A 17,849-nucleotide genomic window follows, 5' to 3' on the forward strand; every position below is an offset into this window, starting at 1 on the left:
GGACTTAAAGATGAGCGCAGTAAAACAATTGTTAGTGCCGCAGCCGGTCAGTAAAGCGATCAACTGGAACAAGATCCAGGACGATAAAGATCTGGAAGTCTGGAACCGTCTGACGTCCAACTTCTGGCTGCCGGAAAAAGTGCCGTTATCCAACGATATTCCGTCCTGGGCGACGCTGAGTACGAAAGAGAAACAGCTGACGATCCGCGTATTTACCGGCCTGACGCTGCTTGATACCGTACAAAACGTGATCGGCGCACCGACGCTGATGAAAGACGCCGTGACGCCGCACGAAGAAGCGGTTTACTCAAATATCTGCTTTATGGAAGCGGTGCATGCGCGTTCTTACAGCTCGATTTTCTCGACGCTGTGCGCCACCGTGGACGTGGATGAAGCCTATCGCTGGAGCGAGGAAAACGTCGCACTGCAAAATAAAGCCGCGATCATTTTGTCGTATTACGACGGCGAAGATCCGCTGATGAAGAAAGTCGCCAGCGTGTTCCTCGAATCGTTCCTGTTCTATTCCGGTTTTTATCTGCCAATGTACTGGTCAAGCCGCGCCAAACTGACCAATACCGCGGATCTGATCCGCCTGATCATCCGTGACGAAGCGGTTCACGGGTACTACATCGGCTATAAATTCCAGAAAGCACTGGCGCTGGAAAGTGAAGAACGTCAGCGGCAGATCAAAGAGCAGGCGTTTGATCTGATTCAGGATTTGTACGACAACGAGATCCGCTATACCGAAGAATTGTACGACGGCGTAGGCTGGAGCGAAGACGTGAAGAAATTCCTGCACTACAACGCCAACAAAGCGCTGATGAATCTCGGCTACGAAGCGCTGTTCCCGGCCAGCATGGCAGACGTCAATCCGGCGATCCTCTCGGCATTATCGCCAAACGCCGACGAAAACCACGACTTCTTCTCTGGATCCGGCTCTTCCTACGTGATCGGCAAAGCGGTCAACACCGAAGACGAGGACTGGGATTTCTGATGTTGCTGTAATTTCTTCAAGGGTTACAATAGAAACAGTGTTTCAAAAATAACCCTACTTCCTCTAAATAGTTCGAGTGGCAGGAAGGCGGCAAGTTTGCTCATCCCGGGAGCATAGTGAACTATGTGACCGGGGTGAGTGAGCGCAGCCAACGCATCTGCAACTTGAAATATGACGAGGAAACAAAGAAGGAAACATCATGCTTTACGCTGCCTCACCTTCACGCTATGAAACCATGCAATTCCGCCGCTGCGGTCAGAGTGGTTTAAAACTCCCTGCACTTTCTCTCGGTTTGTGGCACAGCTTCGGCCATGTCAGCCCGCTGGAATCCCAGCGCGCCCTGCTGCGAAAAGCCTTTGATTTGGGCATTACGCATTTTGATCTGGCGAACAACTACGGCCCGCCTCCGGGTTCCGCTGAAGAGAATTTTGGGAAGTTGCTGCGTCAGGATTTTTCGTCTTACCGCGATGAGCTGATTATCTCCACCAAAGCCGGTTACGACATGTGGCCCGGCCCCTACGGCTCCGGCGGCTCGCGCAAATATCTGCTGGCAAGCCTGGATCAAAGCCTGCAACGCATGGGGCTGGATTACGTCGATATTTTCTATTCACACCGCGTCGATGAAGAAACGCCGATGGAAGAAACTGCCGCCGCGCTGGCTTACGCCGTGCAAAGTGGTAAGGCACTGTATGTCGGGATTTCGTCGTATTCGCCGGAACGTACGCAGAAAATGGCGGAACTGCTGCGCGAGCTGAAAGTGCCGCTGCTGATCCACCAGCCATCTTACAATCTGCTGAACCGCTGGGTGGATAAAAGCGGCCTGCTGGATACGCTGAAACAAAACGGCGCGGGCTGCATCGCGTTCACGCCGCTGGCGCAGGGGCTGCTGACCGGTAAGTATCTGAACGGGATCCCCGACGGTTCGCGGATGCAGGTGGAAGGCAATAAAGTGCGCGGGCTGAATGAAAAAATGCTCACCGATGAAAACCTACGCAGCCTGCGTTTGCTCAATGAAATGGCGCAGAATCGCGGCCAGAGCATGGCGCAGATGGCACTGAGCTGGTTGCTGAAAGACGATCGCGTGACGTCCGTGCTGATTGGCGCCAGCCGCCCTGAACAGCTGGAGGAAAACGTCAAAGCACTGGAAAACCTGCGCTTCACCGCCGAAGAGCTGGCGGCGATTGATCAGCACGTCTCAGACGGTCAGTTAAATTTGTGGCAGGCATCGTCAGATAAATAATCAATTATTAAAGGGCGGAGAGTTTAATCCGCCTTTTAATAAATAAGTGTTAACTCATTAATTCCAGGCGTCGCGCTGTTTCATAATGATTGACCCAATACTGATTATCCAGTGACGATATTGTCACTCCTTCAATTTTAGAAGCATGAATAAACTGATTATCGCCAATATAAACACCCACATGGCGGTCGGCCTCTGTCGTTTTGAAAAAGACTAAATCGCCGGGCTGAAGGTTATCTTTATTCACCTTTTTGCCATTTTTAATTTGCTCAAACGTCGTGCGTGGCAACGGATGATGCAGGGAATCATTGAACAGATGCTGCATCAGCGCTGAGCAGTCCACGCCTTTGTGTGTCGTGCCGCCCAGATGATACTGAGTGCCTTTCCAGTGGGAATACTGAGATAATAATGCCGTTTTAATTTCGTCAGGATTGCCAGTATCACCGGATAAAGACGCTTCGTTATGTAATTTAAAAATTTCTTTATGGGAATAATTCTTTTTCCCGAGAGACATGAATTCCTTTGGCAATTCGAAGGCAAAGGAATTAATGCTAAAGAAAGAAGAGATTATCAGTAATAAAAAATAAACCGGGGTTTTAATACGAAACATGCGAACGTTCTTTTTTCAGAAATAGATTTCATCCTTACCTGTAGACCAGCGTACGGGGCGGGTGACTCGTCGTTGAGTGCGCAAATAATAACCGATGAGCAAAAAATAACCACTGCGAATTGAGTCCAAAAAAAGACTTTCTAATTTTTGGCTGTTTGCCCCCTTTACCGGAAAAGGGGGCAGAAGGAACTCAGGAGAAGAACTTCGCCAGCACGAAAAGCCCGACGGAAACGTTGATCGCACCGCCGATGCGGGTGGCGATTTGTGCGAAAGGCATCAGCGTCATGCGGTTGCCGGAGGTCAGAATTGCCACGTCGCCGGTGCCGCCCTGCCCGCTCTGGCAACAGGAAACAATCGCGACATCAATCGGATGCATACCAATTTTTTTCCCGACGTAAAAACCGGTGCCGACCAGCGCCAGCACGGTGGTGACGATCACCAGCAGGTTTTGTACGGTAAATGCGTTGATCAGCTCCTGCCACGGCGTAATCGCCACACCAACGGCAAACAGCACCGGATAGGTGACGGCCGTGCGGAAAAATTTATACACCGTCATCGAACCATGCTGGATGGTCGGCGAAACCCCGTTCGCCAGTTTCACCAGCACCGCGGCAAACAACATCCCGACCGGCGCAGGCAGGCCAATCCATTTTTGCCCGAGCATCCCGACCATATACAGCAGGATCGCCAGCAGCGCGCCGCAGGCCAGCGCATTCACACCTGGGTTGCCCTGAAACTCATCGGTTCCGCTGCCAATATTGCCTTCTTTGGTTGGCATCAGCGAACCTTCGCCGGTCAGATGCGGATAACGTTTTCCCAGCTGATTCAGTACGCCCGCCAGCACAATTGCCGTCAGACCACCCAGCATAACTATCGGCAGGATCCGCCCGAGCGCCACGCCCTGCTCCATATGCAGGATCGTCGCGTAACCCATCGACAGCGGGATCGCGCCTTCCCCAACGCCACCGGCCATGATCGGCAGGATCAGGAAGAAGAAGGTTTGCATCGGCGGTAAACCTAACGCGGTACCCATCGCCATACCGGCGATCATCCCGACGATTTCCCCGCACAGCATCGGCACGAAGATCCGCATAAAGCCCTGAATCAGTACCTGACGGTTCATGCTCATAATGCTGCCGACAATAATGCAGCAGATGTAGAGATAGAGAATGTTGGTGGATTTATAGAATTTGACCGTGGAATCGACCACGACGTCCGGCAGCAGGCCGTAATGTACCATCGCGGACGGAATGAAAGTGGCGCAAATTGCCGCTGCGCCAAGTTTGCCGACCACCGGCAGACGCTTGCCGAATTCACCGCAGGCAAAACCGAAGAACGCCAGCGTCGCGACCATCACCACAATGTCGCTGGGCAGTTTGCCATTCAGGCAATCGAGCAGGATCAGCACGCCCGCCAGCAGGAAAAACGGCAGCGGGATAATGCCTATCTTGTAGTTATCCAGAATGTGCCACCATTTTTGTCTGGCTGACATGCCGGAGGTTTTTGTTTCTTTGACAGGGATGTAGGAATCGTCGGTTGTGCTCATGACATTGCCTCTTTCTTATAACGGCTTTTCTTATTGATGCCCTGAGCATAAGAAAACTGCAGGTCAGCCGGATGTGAGGTTGTTCAAATTAAAACCGCAGGGATTAAGGTTGTTATGGTGTTTATGGAGTTAATGCTATTTGATTTATAAGGATTATCAGATTAGTAGTAAAACCGCTTATTGCCCCTGGAGTCAGTATGTGAATTATCGTTTATTTCTATCCCCCGTTCACAAGTCTGCCTTTGCCTGATTACCGGGTGAATTTCCCCGTGGTAGGCTTATTCAATGTGTATCTTGTGGTTGACTGTATGAAACGCAGATTACCTTTTCAGGTAAAACTTTTTTTATCTCTGGTGGTATTTTCCTGCCTGTTGCTGACGCTGTTGGGAGCGATTTTATTTCATATCATCGACCGTCAGTTACATCACGATCTCGGCCAGCGTGCGCGCGTCCAGGCCAGCGAAATCGCACTGATGCCAGGGCTGGCGGAGAAAGTAGCCGCACGGGATGTTGCGGGGATTGCACAGCTAATCCAGCCATTACGCGATAAAAGTGATGCCAGCTATATCGTTATTGGCGATACCCGTGAGTTGCACCTTTATCATTCTGAATCACCTGACCGGGTCGATCTGCCCATGATTGGGGGTGATAACGCAGAGGTTCTGGCCGGAAAAACCATTATTTCTATCCGCCAGGGCGGGATCGGCGTTTCATTGCGCAGCAAAGCGCCGATCCTGGATACGAATAATCAGGTTATTGGCATCGTCTCGGTCGGCTATCTTACGTCTTACATCGATAATATTAACGGCCACCGCCTCGCACAGGCCGGTTTATACGGCCTTCTTCTTTTATTACTGCTGTTTGTTTTTTCATGGATGTTTACCCGCAACGTTAAAAAACAGATGTTCTGGCTGGAGCCCAAAGATATTGCGTTGCTGGTCCGCCAGCAAAAAGCCCTGCTGGAAGCCATGTATGAAGGTGTATTTGCGATTAACGCTGAAAGACAGCTGATTTCGATTAACCGCGCGGCGCGGGAGTTGCTGGATATCCGTCAGCCTGAAGATCAGTTACTGGGTAAGCCGCTGGAAGAAGTGCTCCAGACTCCACCTGCGTTCTTTACACAGAGTGGTGTAACCGACAATCATAGCCGCCATGACCAGATAACCGTGCTAAATCAACGCCAGGTGATCGTCAATCGTGTGCCGATAGAGCTGGAACCGGGTAAGGAAAGCGGCTGGGTGTTTAGCTTCCGCGATAAAAACGACATTAATACACTGAGCAGTCAGCTGAGCCAGGTGAAACGCTACGCTGATAATCTGCGCATCATGCGCCATGAACAACTCAACTGGACCGCAACGCTGGCCGGTTTGCTGCAAATGCAGCGTTACGATGATGCGATGCATTACATTCAGGCGCAATCGGAAGGCGCACAGGCGGTGCTGGATTTTGTTTCATCACGCTTCACGTCACCTGCCCTTTGCGGCCTCCTGCTGGGGAAATACGTCAGCGCGCGGGAAAAAGGCGTAGAACTGAGTTTCGACCCGGCATGCCAGTTAACACGTATTCCCCCCGCCATCAGCGAAACTGAGCTGATGTCCGTTGTCGGCAATTTGCTGGATAACGCCGTAGACGCCACGCTGAAAGCAGAGACTTCGGTGTTGCCGGTGGAGCTGTATATTTCAGACAGAAACCTGGAGTTGCTGATTGAAGTGGCCGATCAGGGCAGTGGCGTGGATGATGCACTCAAGCCACATCTGTTTGAGCAAGGCGTCACCTCCAAGCCTTCCCGTGGCGATGAGATGACCGGCGCGGAACACGGCATCGGGCTTTATCTGGTCGCCGGCTACGTCCGTCAGGCAGGCGGCAGCATCGAAATCTCAGACAACATGCCACAAGGTACGATATTTTCAGTCTTTATCCCGTACCCGGCAGATGCTTCAACAGGAAAGAACTATGAATAACAGCAGCGCGCTTGATGTCGTGATTGTAGAAGATGAGCCGCATCTGGCCGGTCTGCATCGTGATTTTATCGAGCAAAATTTCAACCTGCGCGTTGTCGGGATCGCCGCCACGCTGGAACAAACGCGTTCACTGCTGCGCCTGCACCAGCCGCGCCTGATCTTACTGGATAACTATTTGCCCGATGGTCAGGGTGTCGATCTGATCGACAGCCCGCTTCTGAAAAGTTTCGACTGTTCGGTGATTTTCATCACGGCGGCCAGCGATATGCAGACCTGTAGCCAGGCCATGCGCAGTGGCGCGTTTGACTACATCATTAAACCGGTGTCATTCCATCGCCTGCGTAGTTCGCTGGAACGTTTTATGCAGTTGGTTCAGACACTGCGCAATGTCAAAGTGGTCGATCAGCGGGCGCTGGATAAGTTATTCAATCTGCCCGCCAGCGATACCCCCTCAGCCCCTTCGGCCAAAGGCATTGAGCCGAATACGCTTGAGCTGGTTCAGCGTGTTTTTACCACAAACCCCGATATCAGCTGGTCAGTCGAACAGGTCGTCGAAGCCGTTGGGATCAGCAAAACCACCGGCCGCCGGTATCTGGAATATTGTGTAGAAATGGGCTTTATCGGCGTCGAGATGCAGTACGGAAATATCGGCCATCCGAGGCGCCTGTACCGGAAAATAGTGACTGAGGAAAAAATCTCCTCCTGAACCCAAATTATGGCGTTCTGCCCCTCTGAATTTCCCCCTCACGGCCAGCGGCTCCGCTGGTCAAATTCCCGCATTTCACCCCGCACAGTGAAATTATTTCCACAAATATTCACCTTTCAGACAACCGGTAAATACGGGAGTTTCAGCGCAGGCTGAAATCACTATTTACACGTTGAAAATCGCGTTGTTATATTTGCATTAGTCAGGCCCAAACCCCTCAATTTAAACACCCTAAAACCCCACAAAATAAAAAGTTATTAATTCACTTAAAATCAATAAGTTAATTATATTTCATGCAAATAATTCACATCAGATAATTAGACAAGCCAGAATAATCACACAGACCTGTAATTTGTCATTAAATGTCAATCCGGGCTGACTAAAATTAGACACACACAATACATAAAAATACGTCATCAGAAACACAACCACGAATATTCACGAGAAACATTGAGACTTGTCTCAGAATTTCGATGTGTTAGGGTATAACCCGTTCACTATTTCGCAACAGGTAAGACTTATACGGTCCAACAGAAAAATTAGACATCAAGCCGATACGGCTATTTATATCCAAGGAATGCACATTGCATGGCAATTAAAATCGAAGTAAAAAATCTTTATAAGGTGTTTGGCGAGAACCCGGATCGCGCTTTCAAGATGATTGACGCAGGCAAGGGTAAAGAAGAAATTTTTGAGAAAACCGGTCTGTCACTTGGCGTTAAAGATGCCAGTCTGGCCATTGAAGAAGGCGAGATTTTTGTCATCATGGGGTTATCCGGTTCCGGTAAATCCACCATGGTACGCCTTCTCAATCGTCTGATAGAGCCCACCCGTGGCGAAGTGCTGATTGACGGCGAAGACATCGCCAAAATCTCAGAAGCAAAATTACGCCAGGTGCGTCGCAGTAAAATCAGTATGGTGTTTCAGTCCTTTGCGCTGATGCCGCATCTCACCGTGTTGAATAATACGGCGTTTGGTATGGAGCTGGCCGGTGTGCCGGTGGAAGAGCGAAATGCCAAAGCGCTGGACGCGCTGCGCCAGGTCGGGCTGGAAAACTATGCCAATTCTTATCCGGATGAATTGTCCGGGGGGATGCGTCAGCGCGTCGGCTTAGCCCGTGCGATGGCCAATAACCCTGATATTCTGCTGATGGATGAGGCCTTCTCGGCGCTCGATCCGTTAATCCGTACCGAAATGCAGGATGAGCTGGTGAAGCTGCAAGCGCAGCATCAGCGCACCATCGTGTTTATTTCCCATGACCTCGACGAAGCCATGCGCATCGGCGACCGCATTGCGATTATGCAGGGCGGCGAAGTGGTTCAGGTCGGTACGCCGGAAGATATCCTCAATAATCCGGCCAATGACTATGTCCGCACCTTCTTCCGTGGTGTCGATATCAGTCAGGTCTTCAGCGCCAAAGACATTGCCCGCCGTCGTGGCGCGCTCATTCGTAAAACCCCCGGTTTTGGTCCGCGTGCTGCGCTCAAGCTGCTCGAAGACGAAGACCGCGAATATGGTTATGTGCTGGAACGCGGACAGAAATTCATCGGCGTCGTGTCGATTGAATCCCTGAAAACCGCGCTGAAAGCCAATCAGCCGCTGGAAAGCGCCCTGCTGGAATCCCCGGCACCGGTGCAGGCAGATATGCCGCTCAGCGAACTGATTTCTCATGTTGCCGCCGCGCCTTGCGCTGTACCGGTGATCAATGAGGACAATAACTATATCGGCATTATTTCCAAAGCCATGCTGCTTCAGGCTCTGGATAAAGAAGGGGGTAACGAATGAGCAACTCAACCATAAACAATGCAGTTTTTCAGCACGCGCAGGCGGCTCAGGCTCAGCCGCTGGATGCTTCCGTTGATCCGTGGAGTGCCGATAACGCCAGCGGTGGCGTTGCGCCGCAGCCTGACGCAGCAGCCAGTTCCGCGCCCGCCGATGCCGGTGGCGATCCGTGGGGCGGCGGCAGCGATGCCGCGACCAGCGCACCGGACACCACGCACCACGCCGCCGCACAGGCCAACGACTGGCTGAGCGTCGCACCGGAACAGCATCAGCATTTCAATATTCTGGATCCGTTTCACAGCACGCTGATCCCGCTCGACCACTGGGTAACCAACGGGATCGACTGGCTGGTTGGCAACTTCCGTCCGGTATTCCAGGGGATCCGCGTGCCGGTCGATTTCGTGCTGAGCGGTTTTCAAAGCGGGCTGGAATCATTACCAGCGCCTATTGCGATTCTGATCTTCGCCCTGCTCGCCTGGCAGATGGCGGGTTTAGGCATGGGTGCCGCCACGCTGGTTTCTCTGGTTCTGATCGGCGCAATCGGCGCATGGTCACAGGCCATGGTGACGCTGGCGCTGGTTCTGACCTCGCTGTTCTTCTGTATTCTGATCGGTTTGCCGATGGGGATATGGCTGGCGCGCAGTCAGCGGGCGGCAAAAATTATCCGGCCTCTGCTCGATGCCATGCAGACCACACCGGCGTTCGTGTATCTGGTGCCGATCGTGATGCTGTTTGGTATCGGTAACGTGCCGGGCGTTGTAGTCACCATTATCTTCGCCCTGCCACCGGTCGTACGTCTGACGATTCTGGGGATCAACCAGGTACCGGAAGATCTGATCGAAGCCGCGAAATCCTTCGGATCCAGCCCGGGCCAGATGCTGTTTAAAGTTCAGCTGCCGCTGGCGATGCCGACCATCATGGCCGGTATTAACCAGACGCTGATGCTGGCGCTGTCGATGGTGGTTATCGCCTCGATGATCGCCGTCGGGGGTCTGGGTCAGATGGTTCTGCGCGGGATTGGCCGTCTGGATATGGGCCTCGCGTCGGTCGGTGGTGCGGGTATCGTTATTCTCGCCATCATCCTCGACCGCCTGACGCAGTCGATGGGCCGCGACAGCCGCAGCAAAGGCGGCCACCGCTGGTTCACCCGCGGACCGGTTGGTCTGGTGATGAAGCCTTTCGTTAAAAAAGCCTGATTCACACACTGCACTTTTCCCGGCGGTTCGCTGCCGGGAACTCTCAAAAGCTAAAACAACGCAGTCCACTCTTACGTATTTCAAAATAATCCCCAAAATCATTTGGGCTGGGTCAAGGCGGCAACTGAATAAAGCCCGGGAGCTTACGCAGGTAAGTGACTGGGATGAATGAAGGTAGCCAACGCAGAAGCAGCTCAAAGGATGACGGGGAAAAGAATAAGGGTTCACCATGCGCACAACACAACTAAAAACACTCGTCCTCGTATTATCGATCGCCACACCCGCCGCTTTCGCCGCTGATTTACCGGGCAAAGGCGTGGTCGTGAAACCTCTGCAAAGCACCATTGCGGAAGAAACGTTCCAGACCGAACTGGTTAACCGCGCCTTGCAAAAACTGGGGTATGACGTTCAGCAAACCGGTGAAGTGGATTACAACGTCGCTTATACCGCCATCGCCAGCGGCGATTCGACGTACATGGCGGTGAACTGGGAACCGCTGCAAAAAGATATGTACAACGCCGCCGGTGGCGACCAGAAATTCTACCGTCAGGGCACCTATATCAGCGGCGCAGCGCAGGGTTATCTGATCGACAAAAAAACCGCCGACAAATACCACATTCACGATTTGTCGCAGCTGAAAGACCCGAAAATAGCCAAACTGTTTGACGCCGACGGTGACGGCAAAGCTGATATGGCCGGCTGTAATCCGGGCTGGGTGTGCGGCTCCGTCATCAATACGCAGATTAAAGCCTACGGCCTGAGCGACACCGTCACACAGAACGAAGGCAACTATTCGGCGATTATTGCCGATACGCTGACCCGCTATAAATCCGGCAAACCGGTGCTGTATTTCACCTGGACGCCTTACTGGGTGAGCAACGAGATGAAACCTGGCAAAGACGTGGTCTGGCTGACCGTGCCGTTCTCGGCCAATCCGGGCTCGCTGAAAGACATGGATACCACACTGCCTAACGGGAAAAACTACGGTTTCCCGGTCAACAACGAACACATTGTGGCGAACAAAGCCTGGGCTGAGAAAAACCCGGCCGCCGCGAAACTGTTCGCCATCATGAAACTGCCGCTGGCGGATGTGAATGCGCAAAACCTGAAGATGCACGAAGGGGAATCCTCTTCTGACGATATTCAGCAGCACGTTGACGGCTGGATCAAAGCACACCAGGCCACGTTTGATGGCTGGATCAAAGAAGCGGCCGCCGCAGCCGCCACGAAATAACCGATGAAAATCTCAGAGGAATTTATGAAAAAGACAGGAATCTGGGCGGTTGCCGCCCTCACCACATTTGCCACAGCCACAACGTTCGCCGCCGATCTTCCGGGTAAAGGCGTCAGCGTGACACCGATTCAAAGCACCATCAGCGAAGAAACTTTCCAGACGGAACTGGTTAACAAAGCGCTGGAGAAACTGGGCTACGACGTTCAGCCAACCCGTGAAGTGGATTACAACGTCGGCTACACCACAATTGCCGCCGGAGATGCCACGTTTACCGCCGTGAACTGGTCGCCGCTGCATGATGAAATGTACAAAGCCGCCGGTGGCGATAAAGTTTTCTATCGTGAAGGGACTTATGTGACCGGTGCTGCGCAGGGCTGGCTTATCGATAAGAAAACCGCCGAGCAATATCACATCACCAACATCGAACAGCTAAAAGATCCGAAACTCGCCAAGCTGTTTGATACCAACGGTGACGGCAAAGCCGATCTGACCGGTTGTACGCCGGGCTGGGGCTGTGAAGCGGCGATCAATGAGCAGCTCAAAGCGTACGGCCTGGAAAAAACCGTGACGCATAATCAGGGTAACTATTCCGCGATGATCGCCGACACCATTACGCGATACAAAGAGGGCAAACCGATTTTCTATTACACCTGGACGCCGTACTGGGTCAGCAATGTGCTGGTTCCGGGCAAAGATGTGTTGTGGATGCAGGTGCCGTTCTCCGTCGTACCGGGTGATAAAAATGCCGATACCAAACTGCCTAACGGTAAAAACTACGGATTTGCGGTAAGCACCATGCACATCGTGGCGAACAAAGCCTGGGCTGAGAAAAACCCGGCCGCCGCGAAGCTGTTTGCCATCATGAAATTGCCGTTAAAAGACATCAATGCGCAGAATGCTGCGATGCACGCTGGTAAAAACTCGGATGCTGATATCGATGCACAGACCGACGGCTGGATTAAAGCTCACCAGGAAGAGTTCGATGGCTGGGTGAAAGAAGCCGCTGCGGCCGCGAAATAAGCAAAAATCAACTCAGTAAGACCAGCGGGCGGGGAGAAATCTCCGCCCGCTTTTTTCTGCTCAATTGCTGACGTGTGTATTGGTGTGTATAATTGCACATCATCAAGGAGAGCCCATGAAATCGACGGAACTGATTAAAGAGCTGCTTGCGGCGGGTTGTGAACTTAAGCGTCACCGGGGAGGAAGTCATCAGATTTGGTGGTCGCCCATCACCAACAAAACCTTTCCTGTTCCACACCCTAAGAATGATTTACCTATGGGAACTCTCACATCCATTACGAAAATGGCAGGGATATAATCCTGCAACGGGAGGTTGAACATGTTCTTTTCAGTCGGTCTTGAAACGCCTAAAGATGACAAAACAGCTTATGGCATGGTGGTGCCCGCATTCACTGCATTTGACTATGGATGCTTTTCCGCGGCGGATACGCGTGAAGAAATTGCGCCAATGGTGCGTGAGGCAATCCTGATGACGGTAGAGGATCTGCTCGAAAGCGAAAGATACGTAGTGGATGATATCTGTGATGCCGGGCATCTGGTTTATTCCGCCAACCCTGAGTATGCCGACTTTGATACCTGGTTTCTGATTGATATCGATCTCTCAGAATTTGAAGGAAAGGCGCATCGTATTAATATTTCTCTGCCCGATACGTTGATCAAACGTATTGATAACAAAGTGAAAGAACATCCTTCTTATCGCGATCGCAGCCATTTTCTGGCGATGGCGGCACGGAAAGAATTGCTGGCCTGAATACCTTGCAGCAGGAACTTCCTCCTGCTGCATATCATCCTGTTTTTATGGCTATTACAAAACCCGATAGTTGCCATTAAAACTATTCATTGGTTTAATATTTCAACCAAAACGATAATCGTTTTTTCGCATTTCCCTACCCTTCAATAAGATCCACTGATTCTCATTATGAAAAAAACTACAACACATTCCCCGCTCAGCCCGGCGCTAATCATTCTGATGGCCGTCGCCACGGGGCTTGCCGTCGCCAGTAACTATTATCCGCAACCGCTGCTGGAAACCATTGCTCGCGCTTTTCACCTTTCCGTTAATCAGGCCGGTTTTATCGTCACCGTCGCTCAGCTGGGTTATGCCTGCGGGCTGATGTTTATCGTTCCGCTGGGCGATATGTTTGAGCGCCGCAGCCTGATTGTGCTGATGACACTTCTCTCTGCCGCGGGATTGCTGATCACCGCGATGGCACCGACGCTGACTATCATGCTGGTGGGGACGGCGCTGACCGGGCTATTCTCGGTGGTGGCGCAGATTCTGGTGCCGCTGGCGGCGACGCTGGCTGAACCGGAACGGCGCGGCAAAGTGGTCGGACTGATTATGTCCGGCCTGCTATTGGGTATTCTGCTTGCCCGGACGGTTGCCGGTGCGCTGGCGACAATCGGCGGCTGGCGTACGGTGTACTGGGTCGCCAGTGCGCTGATGATTATTATGGCGCTGGTGCTGTGGCGCAAACTGCCTAAACATCAGCAGCATACGGATCTGAACTATCCGCAACTACTCAAATCCATTTTCACGCTGTTTATCCACACACCCGTTTTACGCACCCGCGCGCTGATCGGCATGTTCTGTTTTGCCAACTTCAGCATTTTGTGGACGTCGATGGCTTTTCTGCTGGCAGGCCCGGCATATCACTATTCCGAAGGGGTGATTGGTCTGTTTGGTCTGGTCGGCGCGGCAGGCGCACTGGCCGCAACGCGCGCGGGGAACCTGGCAGATAAAGGTAAAGCGCACCTGACCACAACGGCAGGACTGGTTCTGCTCTTGCTTTCCTGGGCAGCGATTGCCTGGGGACAACATTCCGTTGTCTCGCTGGTTATCGGCATCATCATTTTGGACCTTTCGGTTCAGGGTGTGCATATCACTAACCAAAGTGTGATCTATAAATCGATGCCGGAAGCACGTAATCGCCTGACCGCAGGGTACATGACGACGTACTTTATTGGCGGTGCGGTAGGGTCATTGGTGTCGGCTTCGGCCTATGAAATGGCGGGTTGGTATGGGGTCTCAGTGGCAGGCACCATCATGTGCGTACTGAATTTACTGGTTTGGTTGCAGGGGCATAAATACAAGCTGGCCTGATAACATATGGAACTACACCAGGATGGAATCATCACCCATCCTGATTAGCTTGCGAATAATCATATTGGAAATTTATTTGAACCAAAGGGTGTTAACAATACTTCCAGTCTGGTAATGTTTGCACCATGAATTATTCGCCGGCTCTCATCCGGTTTTAAAATGTTTTAAACATCCATGCACAGCAACCCTGATCTCGAAGCGCCTGACCCCGTCCGCGTTTCCACTTTCGCACAAGGTATTACCGATAGCCTTCCTATCGTGATTGGTTATCTTCCTATCGCTTTTGCGTTCGGCCTCAGCGCCGTCAAACTCGGTTTCACGCCCGCTGAAAGTCTGCTGTTCTCAATACTTATCTACGCTGGCGCCAGTCAGTTTGTGATCACCGCGCTGCTCAGCGCCGGGATGTCCCTCTGGGTTTCCGCCCTCACCGTAATGGCCATGGACGTTCGCCATGTTCTGTACGGCCCTTCGCTGCGTAACCGTATTGCGGGAAAACTCAGCGGCAAAAAAACCGCACTCTGGGCGTTTGGTCTGACGGATGAAGTCTTCGCCGCCGCGACCACCAGGCTTATCCGCGATAACCGTAGCTGGAGCGAAAACTGGATGTGCGGCATCGCACTGTCCTCCTGGCTCTCGTGGGTTTTCGGTACGGCCGTCGGCGCACTATTTGGCAATGGTCCGCTGGAGAATTATCCCGCCGTTGAAGCCGCTCTCGGATTTATGTTGCCCGCCCTGTTCCTGAGTTTCCTGCTTGCCGCGTTTAAACGCCACCAGAGTATGGTGTTCGTCGCCTCACTCGCCGGCGCACTGGCCGGGTTATTGTTCTGGTCTATTCCTGCGGCTATCGGCTGCGGCCTTGGCGCAGGGTGCCTTGCCGCCCTTGTGCAACGTTCAGCCCCTCTCTCTGCGACGGAGGTCACCCCAGATGAGCACTAACGTCATCCTGGTTTGTCTGATCGTCGGCACCGTCAATTACCTCTTTCGATATTTGCCATTGCGCCTGGGCGCACGGCAGAAATCGGGGCTGAAAAGTGGCCCGTTATCCCGCGTGCTCGACAGTATTGGTATCGCATCTATCTGTGCGTTACTGGTGGTTTCCAGCACCCCGGAAATTCTGCGCGATCAGCAAAAACTGCTGCCTTCACTGGCCGGTTTCGTCCTGCTTGCGCTGATTTTCTGGCGAACCAAAAGCATCATTATCGCCACCCTGACCGGTGCTGTGGTTTACGGCCTGGTGTTCAAGGTGATGCTGCTGAGCGGGTGAGGACTGTTTTTTTACCGTAGGGCAACAACAGGGCAAACTTTGCCGAATACTTTAAACATCGAATAATTCACTGGAGTTATGAAACACACTAATTGCTAAAGAATTGGTGATTCATGACATTGATATTATTAATTACCATCGTTACTATGTCATCTGTAACTAATGAGGCTTCTCATATGGACAGTTCGTTCACGCCAATTGAAAACATGTTAAATTTCCGGGCCAAAAAGCAAAAAGACTTCCCTTATCAGGAAATTTTGCTCACCCGTTTGTGTATGCACATGCAAAGTAAATTGCTTGAAAACCGCAATAAAATGCTGAAAGCGCAAGGGATTAATGAAACGCTGTTTATGGCGCTCCTGACACTCGATGCGCAGGAAAGCCACAGCATTCAGCCTTCAGAGCTAAGCTCTGCGCTGGGTTCTTCACGCACCAACGCTACCCGCATTGCGGATGAGTTGGAAAAGCGCGGATGGATTGAACGCCGTGAAAGCGATAACGACCGCCGGTGCCTGCATTTGCATCTGACGGCAGACGGTGAAGCCTTTATCCAGAAGTTACTGCCGCCTCAACATAAGAGCCTGCATTTTCTTTGGTCAACTTTAGACGCAGATGAACAGAAGCAGTTAGAGACCCTGACGCGCAAACTGTTAACTCGCCTTGATCAGATGGATGCGACAGCACTACAACAATTCTAAATTTCTGTTCAGGTAAACCACACATGTCACTCCAAGCTCGCTGGAGGCTTACGCCGCTGTTTGCCGTTTTGATTTTGGCTGGCTGCGCCTCCAGTAACAATATTGCTCCTCAGTCGTCGCTGCTGAATACGCAACAGCTTCATCTGCAGCCAGCAAAAGTCAGTTCTCTGACCATCGGCCCACAGTGGTGGCGTAGTCTCAATGACCCGCAGCTCGATAATCTGATGACCACGACGTTGCAAAACTCGCCGTCATTGCGCCAGGCTGGCGCGCGCGTACGTGAAGCACAAAGCGTGATGGGAGAAGCTGACGCGGCCAACGGCCCATATCTGGATCTGAATGGTTCAACACGGCGTGAGCGTGTAGCAAAAAACACAATCCCCCCGTTCCTGACCAGCTACCCCGAAGCGCCGATCTACGACAGCAGCAACAGCCTCGGGCTGAATCTGAGCTATGAGTTTGACTGGTGGGGTAAATACCGCAATCAGGTGAATGCCGCGAAAGCACAGGTGGATTCTGCCCGTGCCGAACAGGCTGAAGCCGCTCTGACGCTGACCAGTTCGGTCGCGTCAGCCTATTATCAGTTGCAGGCCAATCTGGCATTACAAGATGTTCTGCAACGTGAAGTGGATAACAATCAGCATCTGGCGGATCTGCGCAAAGCGCAATATCAGGCGGGTGTGTATGGTATTGAAATCCCGCAACAGACACAGGCTCAGGCCGACAGTGCTAAACAGCAAATCATCAACCTGAAAGCCCAGACCGAACAGCTGAGACATCAGCTTTCCGCGCTGGCTGGTAAGGGGCCTGATGCGATGAACGGGCTGCACGCCGTGGCATTGCCGCCGTCTGAAGCGCTGGCACCGAAAGGCGAGCTGACGCTCGATTTGCTCGGTAAACGCCCGGACATTACTGCGCAGCGGGATCTGATGGAATCTTATTCCCAGCGCGTCAGTGCGGCCAAAAAAGAGTTCTACCCCAGCCTTTCCATCAGTGCTTTTGGCGGTCTGACGACCACCAACTACGGCGGCACCAGCCCGAATCTTCTGGAAGCCGCCAGTAAAGCCTGGAATATCACACCGGCGATTTCGCTGCCGATTTTCCACGCGGGCGCACTGCGTTCCAAGTTGGGAGAAGAGTCCGCGTTATATGACCAGTCCGTTGAGTCCTATAACCAGACCATCCTGAGCGCCATCCAGCAAACTGCGGATGCCATTACGCTTTCGAAAAGCAGCGTTGAACAATTGCAGCAGGCTTCTTCTGCCGCTAAATCGCTGGAAGAGGTGTATCGCGTTTCGGATGCAAGATACAACGCTGGCATCATCGGACGGGACCAGCTGTTAACCAGTCAGTCAGCGCTCCTGCAACAGCAGCAAGCGCAACTTAATGCCAGCAGTCAGTTAATGCAGGCAAAAATTAGTCTCATTCGTGCGCTTGGGGGTGGCTATCAGGCCCCGGCTGCAGACCAAAAATCATAATAAAAGACTCAGTGTG

Annotated in this window: 17 protein-coding genes; 15 read left to right on the forward strand and 2 right to left on the reverse strand. The window is 52.3% G+C overall.

The features are described 5' to 3' along the window. Positions 1-10: 10 nt before the first annotated feature. Both nrdF and mgrA read left to right on the forward strand, forming a co-directional pair. Positions 11-994, forward strand: a complete 984-nt coding sequence (nrdF, locus tag CWS43_RS22370) for a class 1b ribonucleoside-diphosphate reductase subunit beta (RefSeq protein WP_101079328.1) — start codon at positions 11-13, stop codon at positions 992-994. 199 nt (positions 995-1,193) lie between these two features. Continuing rightward, entirely contained in the window at positions 1,194-2,234 is a 1,041-nt protein-coding gene (mgrA, locus tag CWS43_RS22375; RefSeq protein WP_101079329.1) for an L-glyceraldehyde 3-phosphate reductase, read from the forward strand. A 49-nt stretch (positions 2,235-2,283) separates the two neighbouring features. Here mgrA and CWS43_RS22380 read toward each other — a convergent pair whose 3' ends face one another. Both CWS43_RS22380 and CWS43_RS22385 read right to left on the reverse strand, forming a co-directional pair. Next, on the reverse strand, positions 2,284-2,844 hold the full coding sequence (locus CWS43_RS22380; protein WP_101079330.1) for an NlpC/P60 family protein: 561 nt from the start codon (positions 2,842-2,844) through the stop codon (positions 2,284-2,286). 190 nt (positions 2,845-3,034) lie between these two features. Beyond that, positions 3,035-4,390 (reverse strand): 2-hydroxycarboxylate transporter family protein, encoded by a 1,356-nt coding sequence (locus CWS43_RS22385; RefSeq protein WP_101079331.1) that lies wholly within the window; start codon positions 4,388-4,390, stop codon positions 3,035-3,037. A gap of 308 nt (positions 4,391-4,698) precedes the next feature. Between CWS43_RS22385 and CWS43_RS22390 the strand changes: the two genes are divergently transcribed. The 13 genes from CWS43_RS22390 to CWS43_RS22450 all read left to right on the forward strand — a co-directional run bounded on the left by CWS43_RS22390 (position 4,699) and on the right by CWS43_RS22450 (position 17,833). Further along, positions 4,699-6,351: a sensor histidine kinase gene (locus CWS43_RS22390; RefSeq protein ID WP_101079332.1), complete on the forward strand. Its 1,653-nt coding sequence runs from the start codon at positions 4,699-4,701 to the stop codon at positions 6,349-6,351. Then, positions 6,344-7,057, forward strand: a complete 714-nt coding sequence (locus CWS43_RS22395) for a response regulator (RefSeq protein ID WP_101079333.1) — start codon at positions 6,344-6,346, stop codon at positions 7,055-7,057. Before CWS43_RS22390 ends, CWS43_RS22395 begins: the two co-directional genes overlap by 8 nt. 588 nt (positions 7,058-7,645) lie before the next feature. Then, the gene (gene proV, locus CWS43_RS22400) at positions 7,646-8,842 is read left to right on the forward strand and encodes a glycine betaine/L-proline ABC transporter ATP-binding protein ProV (protein ID WP_101079334.1); all 1,197 of its coding nucleotides are present in this window, start codon (positions 7,646-7,648) and stop codon (positions 8,840-8,842) included. Then, a complete protein-coding gene (proW, locus tag CWS43_RS22405) occupies positions 8,839-10,035 on the forward strand; it encodes a glycine betaine/L-proline ABC transporter permease ProW (protein ID WP_101079335.1) in 1,197 nt (398 codons plus the stop codon). The genes proV and proW overlap by 4 nt, the downstream gene beginning before the upstream one ends. Before the next feature lie 229 nt (positions 10,036-10,264). Then, positions 10,265-11,269 carry a glycine betaine/L-proline ABC transporter substrate-binding protein ProX gene (gene proX / locus CWS43_RS22410; protein ID WP_101079336.1) on the forward strand — a complete coding sequence of 335 codons (1,005 nt, stop codon included), beginning with the start codon at positions 10,265-10,267 and terminating at the stop codon, positions 11,267-11,269. 24 nt (positions 11,270-11,293) lie between these two features. Next, the gene (gene proX / locus CWS43_RS22415; RefSeq protein ID WP_101079358.1) at positions 11,294-12,289 is read left to right on the forward strand and encodes a glycine betaine/L-proline ABC transporter substrate-binding protein ProX; all 996 of its coding nucleotides are present in this window, start codon (positions 11,294-11,296) and stop codon (positions 12,287-12,289) included. A gap of 115 nt (positions 12,290-12,404) precedes the next feature. Next, positions 12,405-12,587, forward strand: a complete 183-nt coding sequence (locus tag CWS43_RS22420; RefSeq protein WP_101079337.1) for a type II toxin-antitoxin system HicA family toxin — start codon at positions 12,405-12,407, stop codon at positions 12,585-12,587. A gap of 21 nt (positions 12,588-12,608) precedes the next feature. Further along, positions 12,609-13,040: a type II toxin-antitoxin system HicB family antitoxin gene (locus CWS43_RS22425; protein WP_101079338.1), complete on the forward strand. Its 432-nt coding sequence runs from the start codon at positions 12,609-12,611 to the stop codon at positions 13,038-13,040. 168 nt (positions 13,041-13,208) lie between these two features. Next, positions 13,209-14,393 (forward strand): MFS transporter, encoded by a 1,185-nt coding sequence (locus tag CWS43_RS22430; protein ID WP_101079339.1) that lies wholly within the window; start codon positions 13,209-13,211, stop codon positions 14,391-14,393. Positions 14,394-14,567: 174 nt separating this feature from the next. Beyond that, positions 14,568-15,329, forward strand: coding sequence for an AzlC family ABC transporter permease (locus CWS43_RS22435; RefSeq protein ID WP_101079340.1), 762 nt, complete (start codon positions 14,568-14,570; stop codon positions 15,327-15,329). Next, positions 15,319-15,657, forward strand: coding sequence for an L-valine transporter subunit YgaH (ygaH, locus tag CWS43_RS22440; RefSeq protein ID WP_101079341.1), 339 nt, complete (start codon positions 15,319-15,321; stop codon positions 15,655-15,657). Before CWS43_RS22435 ends, ygaH begins: the two co-directional genes overlap by 11 nt. A 176-nt stretch (positions 15,658-15,833) precedes the next feature. Further along, positions 15,834-16,355 carry a transcriptional repressor MprA gene (gene mprA / locus CWS43_RS22445; RefSeq protein WP_101079342.1) on the forward strand — a complete coding sequence of 174 codons (522 nt, stop codon included), beginning with the start codon at positions 15,834-15,836 and terminating at the stop codon, positions 16,353-16,355. 23 nt (positions 16,356-16,378) lie between these two features. Further along, positions 16,379-17,833, forward strand: a complete 1,455-nt coding sequence (locus CWS43_RS22450) for an efflux transporter outer membrane subunit (protein ID WP_101079343.1) — start codon at positions 16,379-16,381, stop codon at positions 17,831-17,833. The last annotated feature ends 16 nt before the right edge of the window (positions 17,834-17,849 follow it).

This window comes from Rahnella sp. AA (assembly GCF_002834385.1).
GTDB lineage: Bacteria > Pseudomonadota > Gammaproteobacteria > Enterobacterales > Enterobacteriaceae > Rahnella.

Coding starts and splice junctions, on each gene's coding strand:
- nrdF (WP_101079328.1), top strand. CDS start 11: ATGAGCGCAGTAAAACAATTGTTAGTGCCGCAGCCGGTCAGTAAAGCG.
- mgrA (WP_101079329.1), top strand. CDS start 1,194: ATGCTTTACGCTGCCTCACCTTCACGCTATGAAACCATGCAATTCCGC.
- CWS43_RS22380 (WP_101079330.1), bottom strand. CDS start 2,844: ATGTTTCGTATTAAAACCCCGGTTTATTTTTTATTACTGATAATCTCT.
- CWS43_RS22385 (WP_101079331.1), bottom strand. CDS start 4,390: ATGAGCACAACCGACGATTCCTACATCCCTGTCAAAGAAACAAAAACC.
- CWS43_RS22390 (WP_101079332.1), top strand. CDS start 4,699: ATGAAACGCAGATTACCTTTTCAGGTAAAACTTTTTTTATCTCTGGTG.
- CWS43_RS22395 (WP_101079333.1), top strand. CDS start 6,344: ATGAATAACAGCAGCGCGCTTGATGTCGTGATTGTAGAAGATGAGCCG.
- proV (WP_101079334.1), top strand. CDS start 7,646: ATGGCAATTAAAATCGAAGTAAAAAATCTTTATAAGGTGTTTGGCGAG.
- proW (WP_101079335.1), top strand. CDS start 8,839: ATGAGCAACTCAACCATAAACAATGCAGTTTTTCAGCACGCGCAGGCG.
- proX (WP_101079336.1), top strand. CDS start 10,265: ATGCGCACAACACAACTAAAAACACTCGTCCTCGTATTATCGATCGCC.
- proX (WP_101079358.1), top strand. CDS start 11,294: ATGAAAAAGACAGGAATCTGGGCGGTTGCCGCCCTCACCACATTTGCC.
- CWS43_RS22420 (WP_101079337.1), top strand. CDS start 12,405: ATGAAATCGACGGAACTGATTAAAGAGCTGCTTGCGGCGGGTTGTGAA.
- CWS43_RS22425 (WP_101079338.1), top strand. CDS start 12,609: ATGTTCTTTTCAGTCGGTCTTGAAACGCCTAAAGATGACAAAACAGCT.
- CWS43_RS22430 (WP_101079339.1), top strand. CDS start 13,209: ATGAAAAAAACTACAACACATTCCCCGCTCAGCCCGGCGCTAATCATT.
- CWS43_RS22435 (WP_101079340.1), top strand. CDS start 14,568: ATGCACAGCAACCCTGATCTCGAAGCGCCTGACCCCGTCCGCGTTTCC.
- ygaH (WP_101079341.1), top strand. CDS start 15,319: ATGAGCACTAACGTCATCCTGGTTTGTCTGATCGTCGGCACCGTCAAT.
- mprA (WP_101079342.1), top strand. CDS start 15,834: ATGGACAGTTCGTTCACGCCAATTGAAAACATGTTAAATTTCCGGGCC.
- CWS43_RS22450 (WP_101079343.1), top strand. CDS start 16,379: ATGTCACTCCAAGCTCGCTGGAGGCTTACGCCGCTGTTTGCCGTTTTG.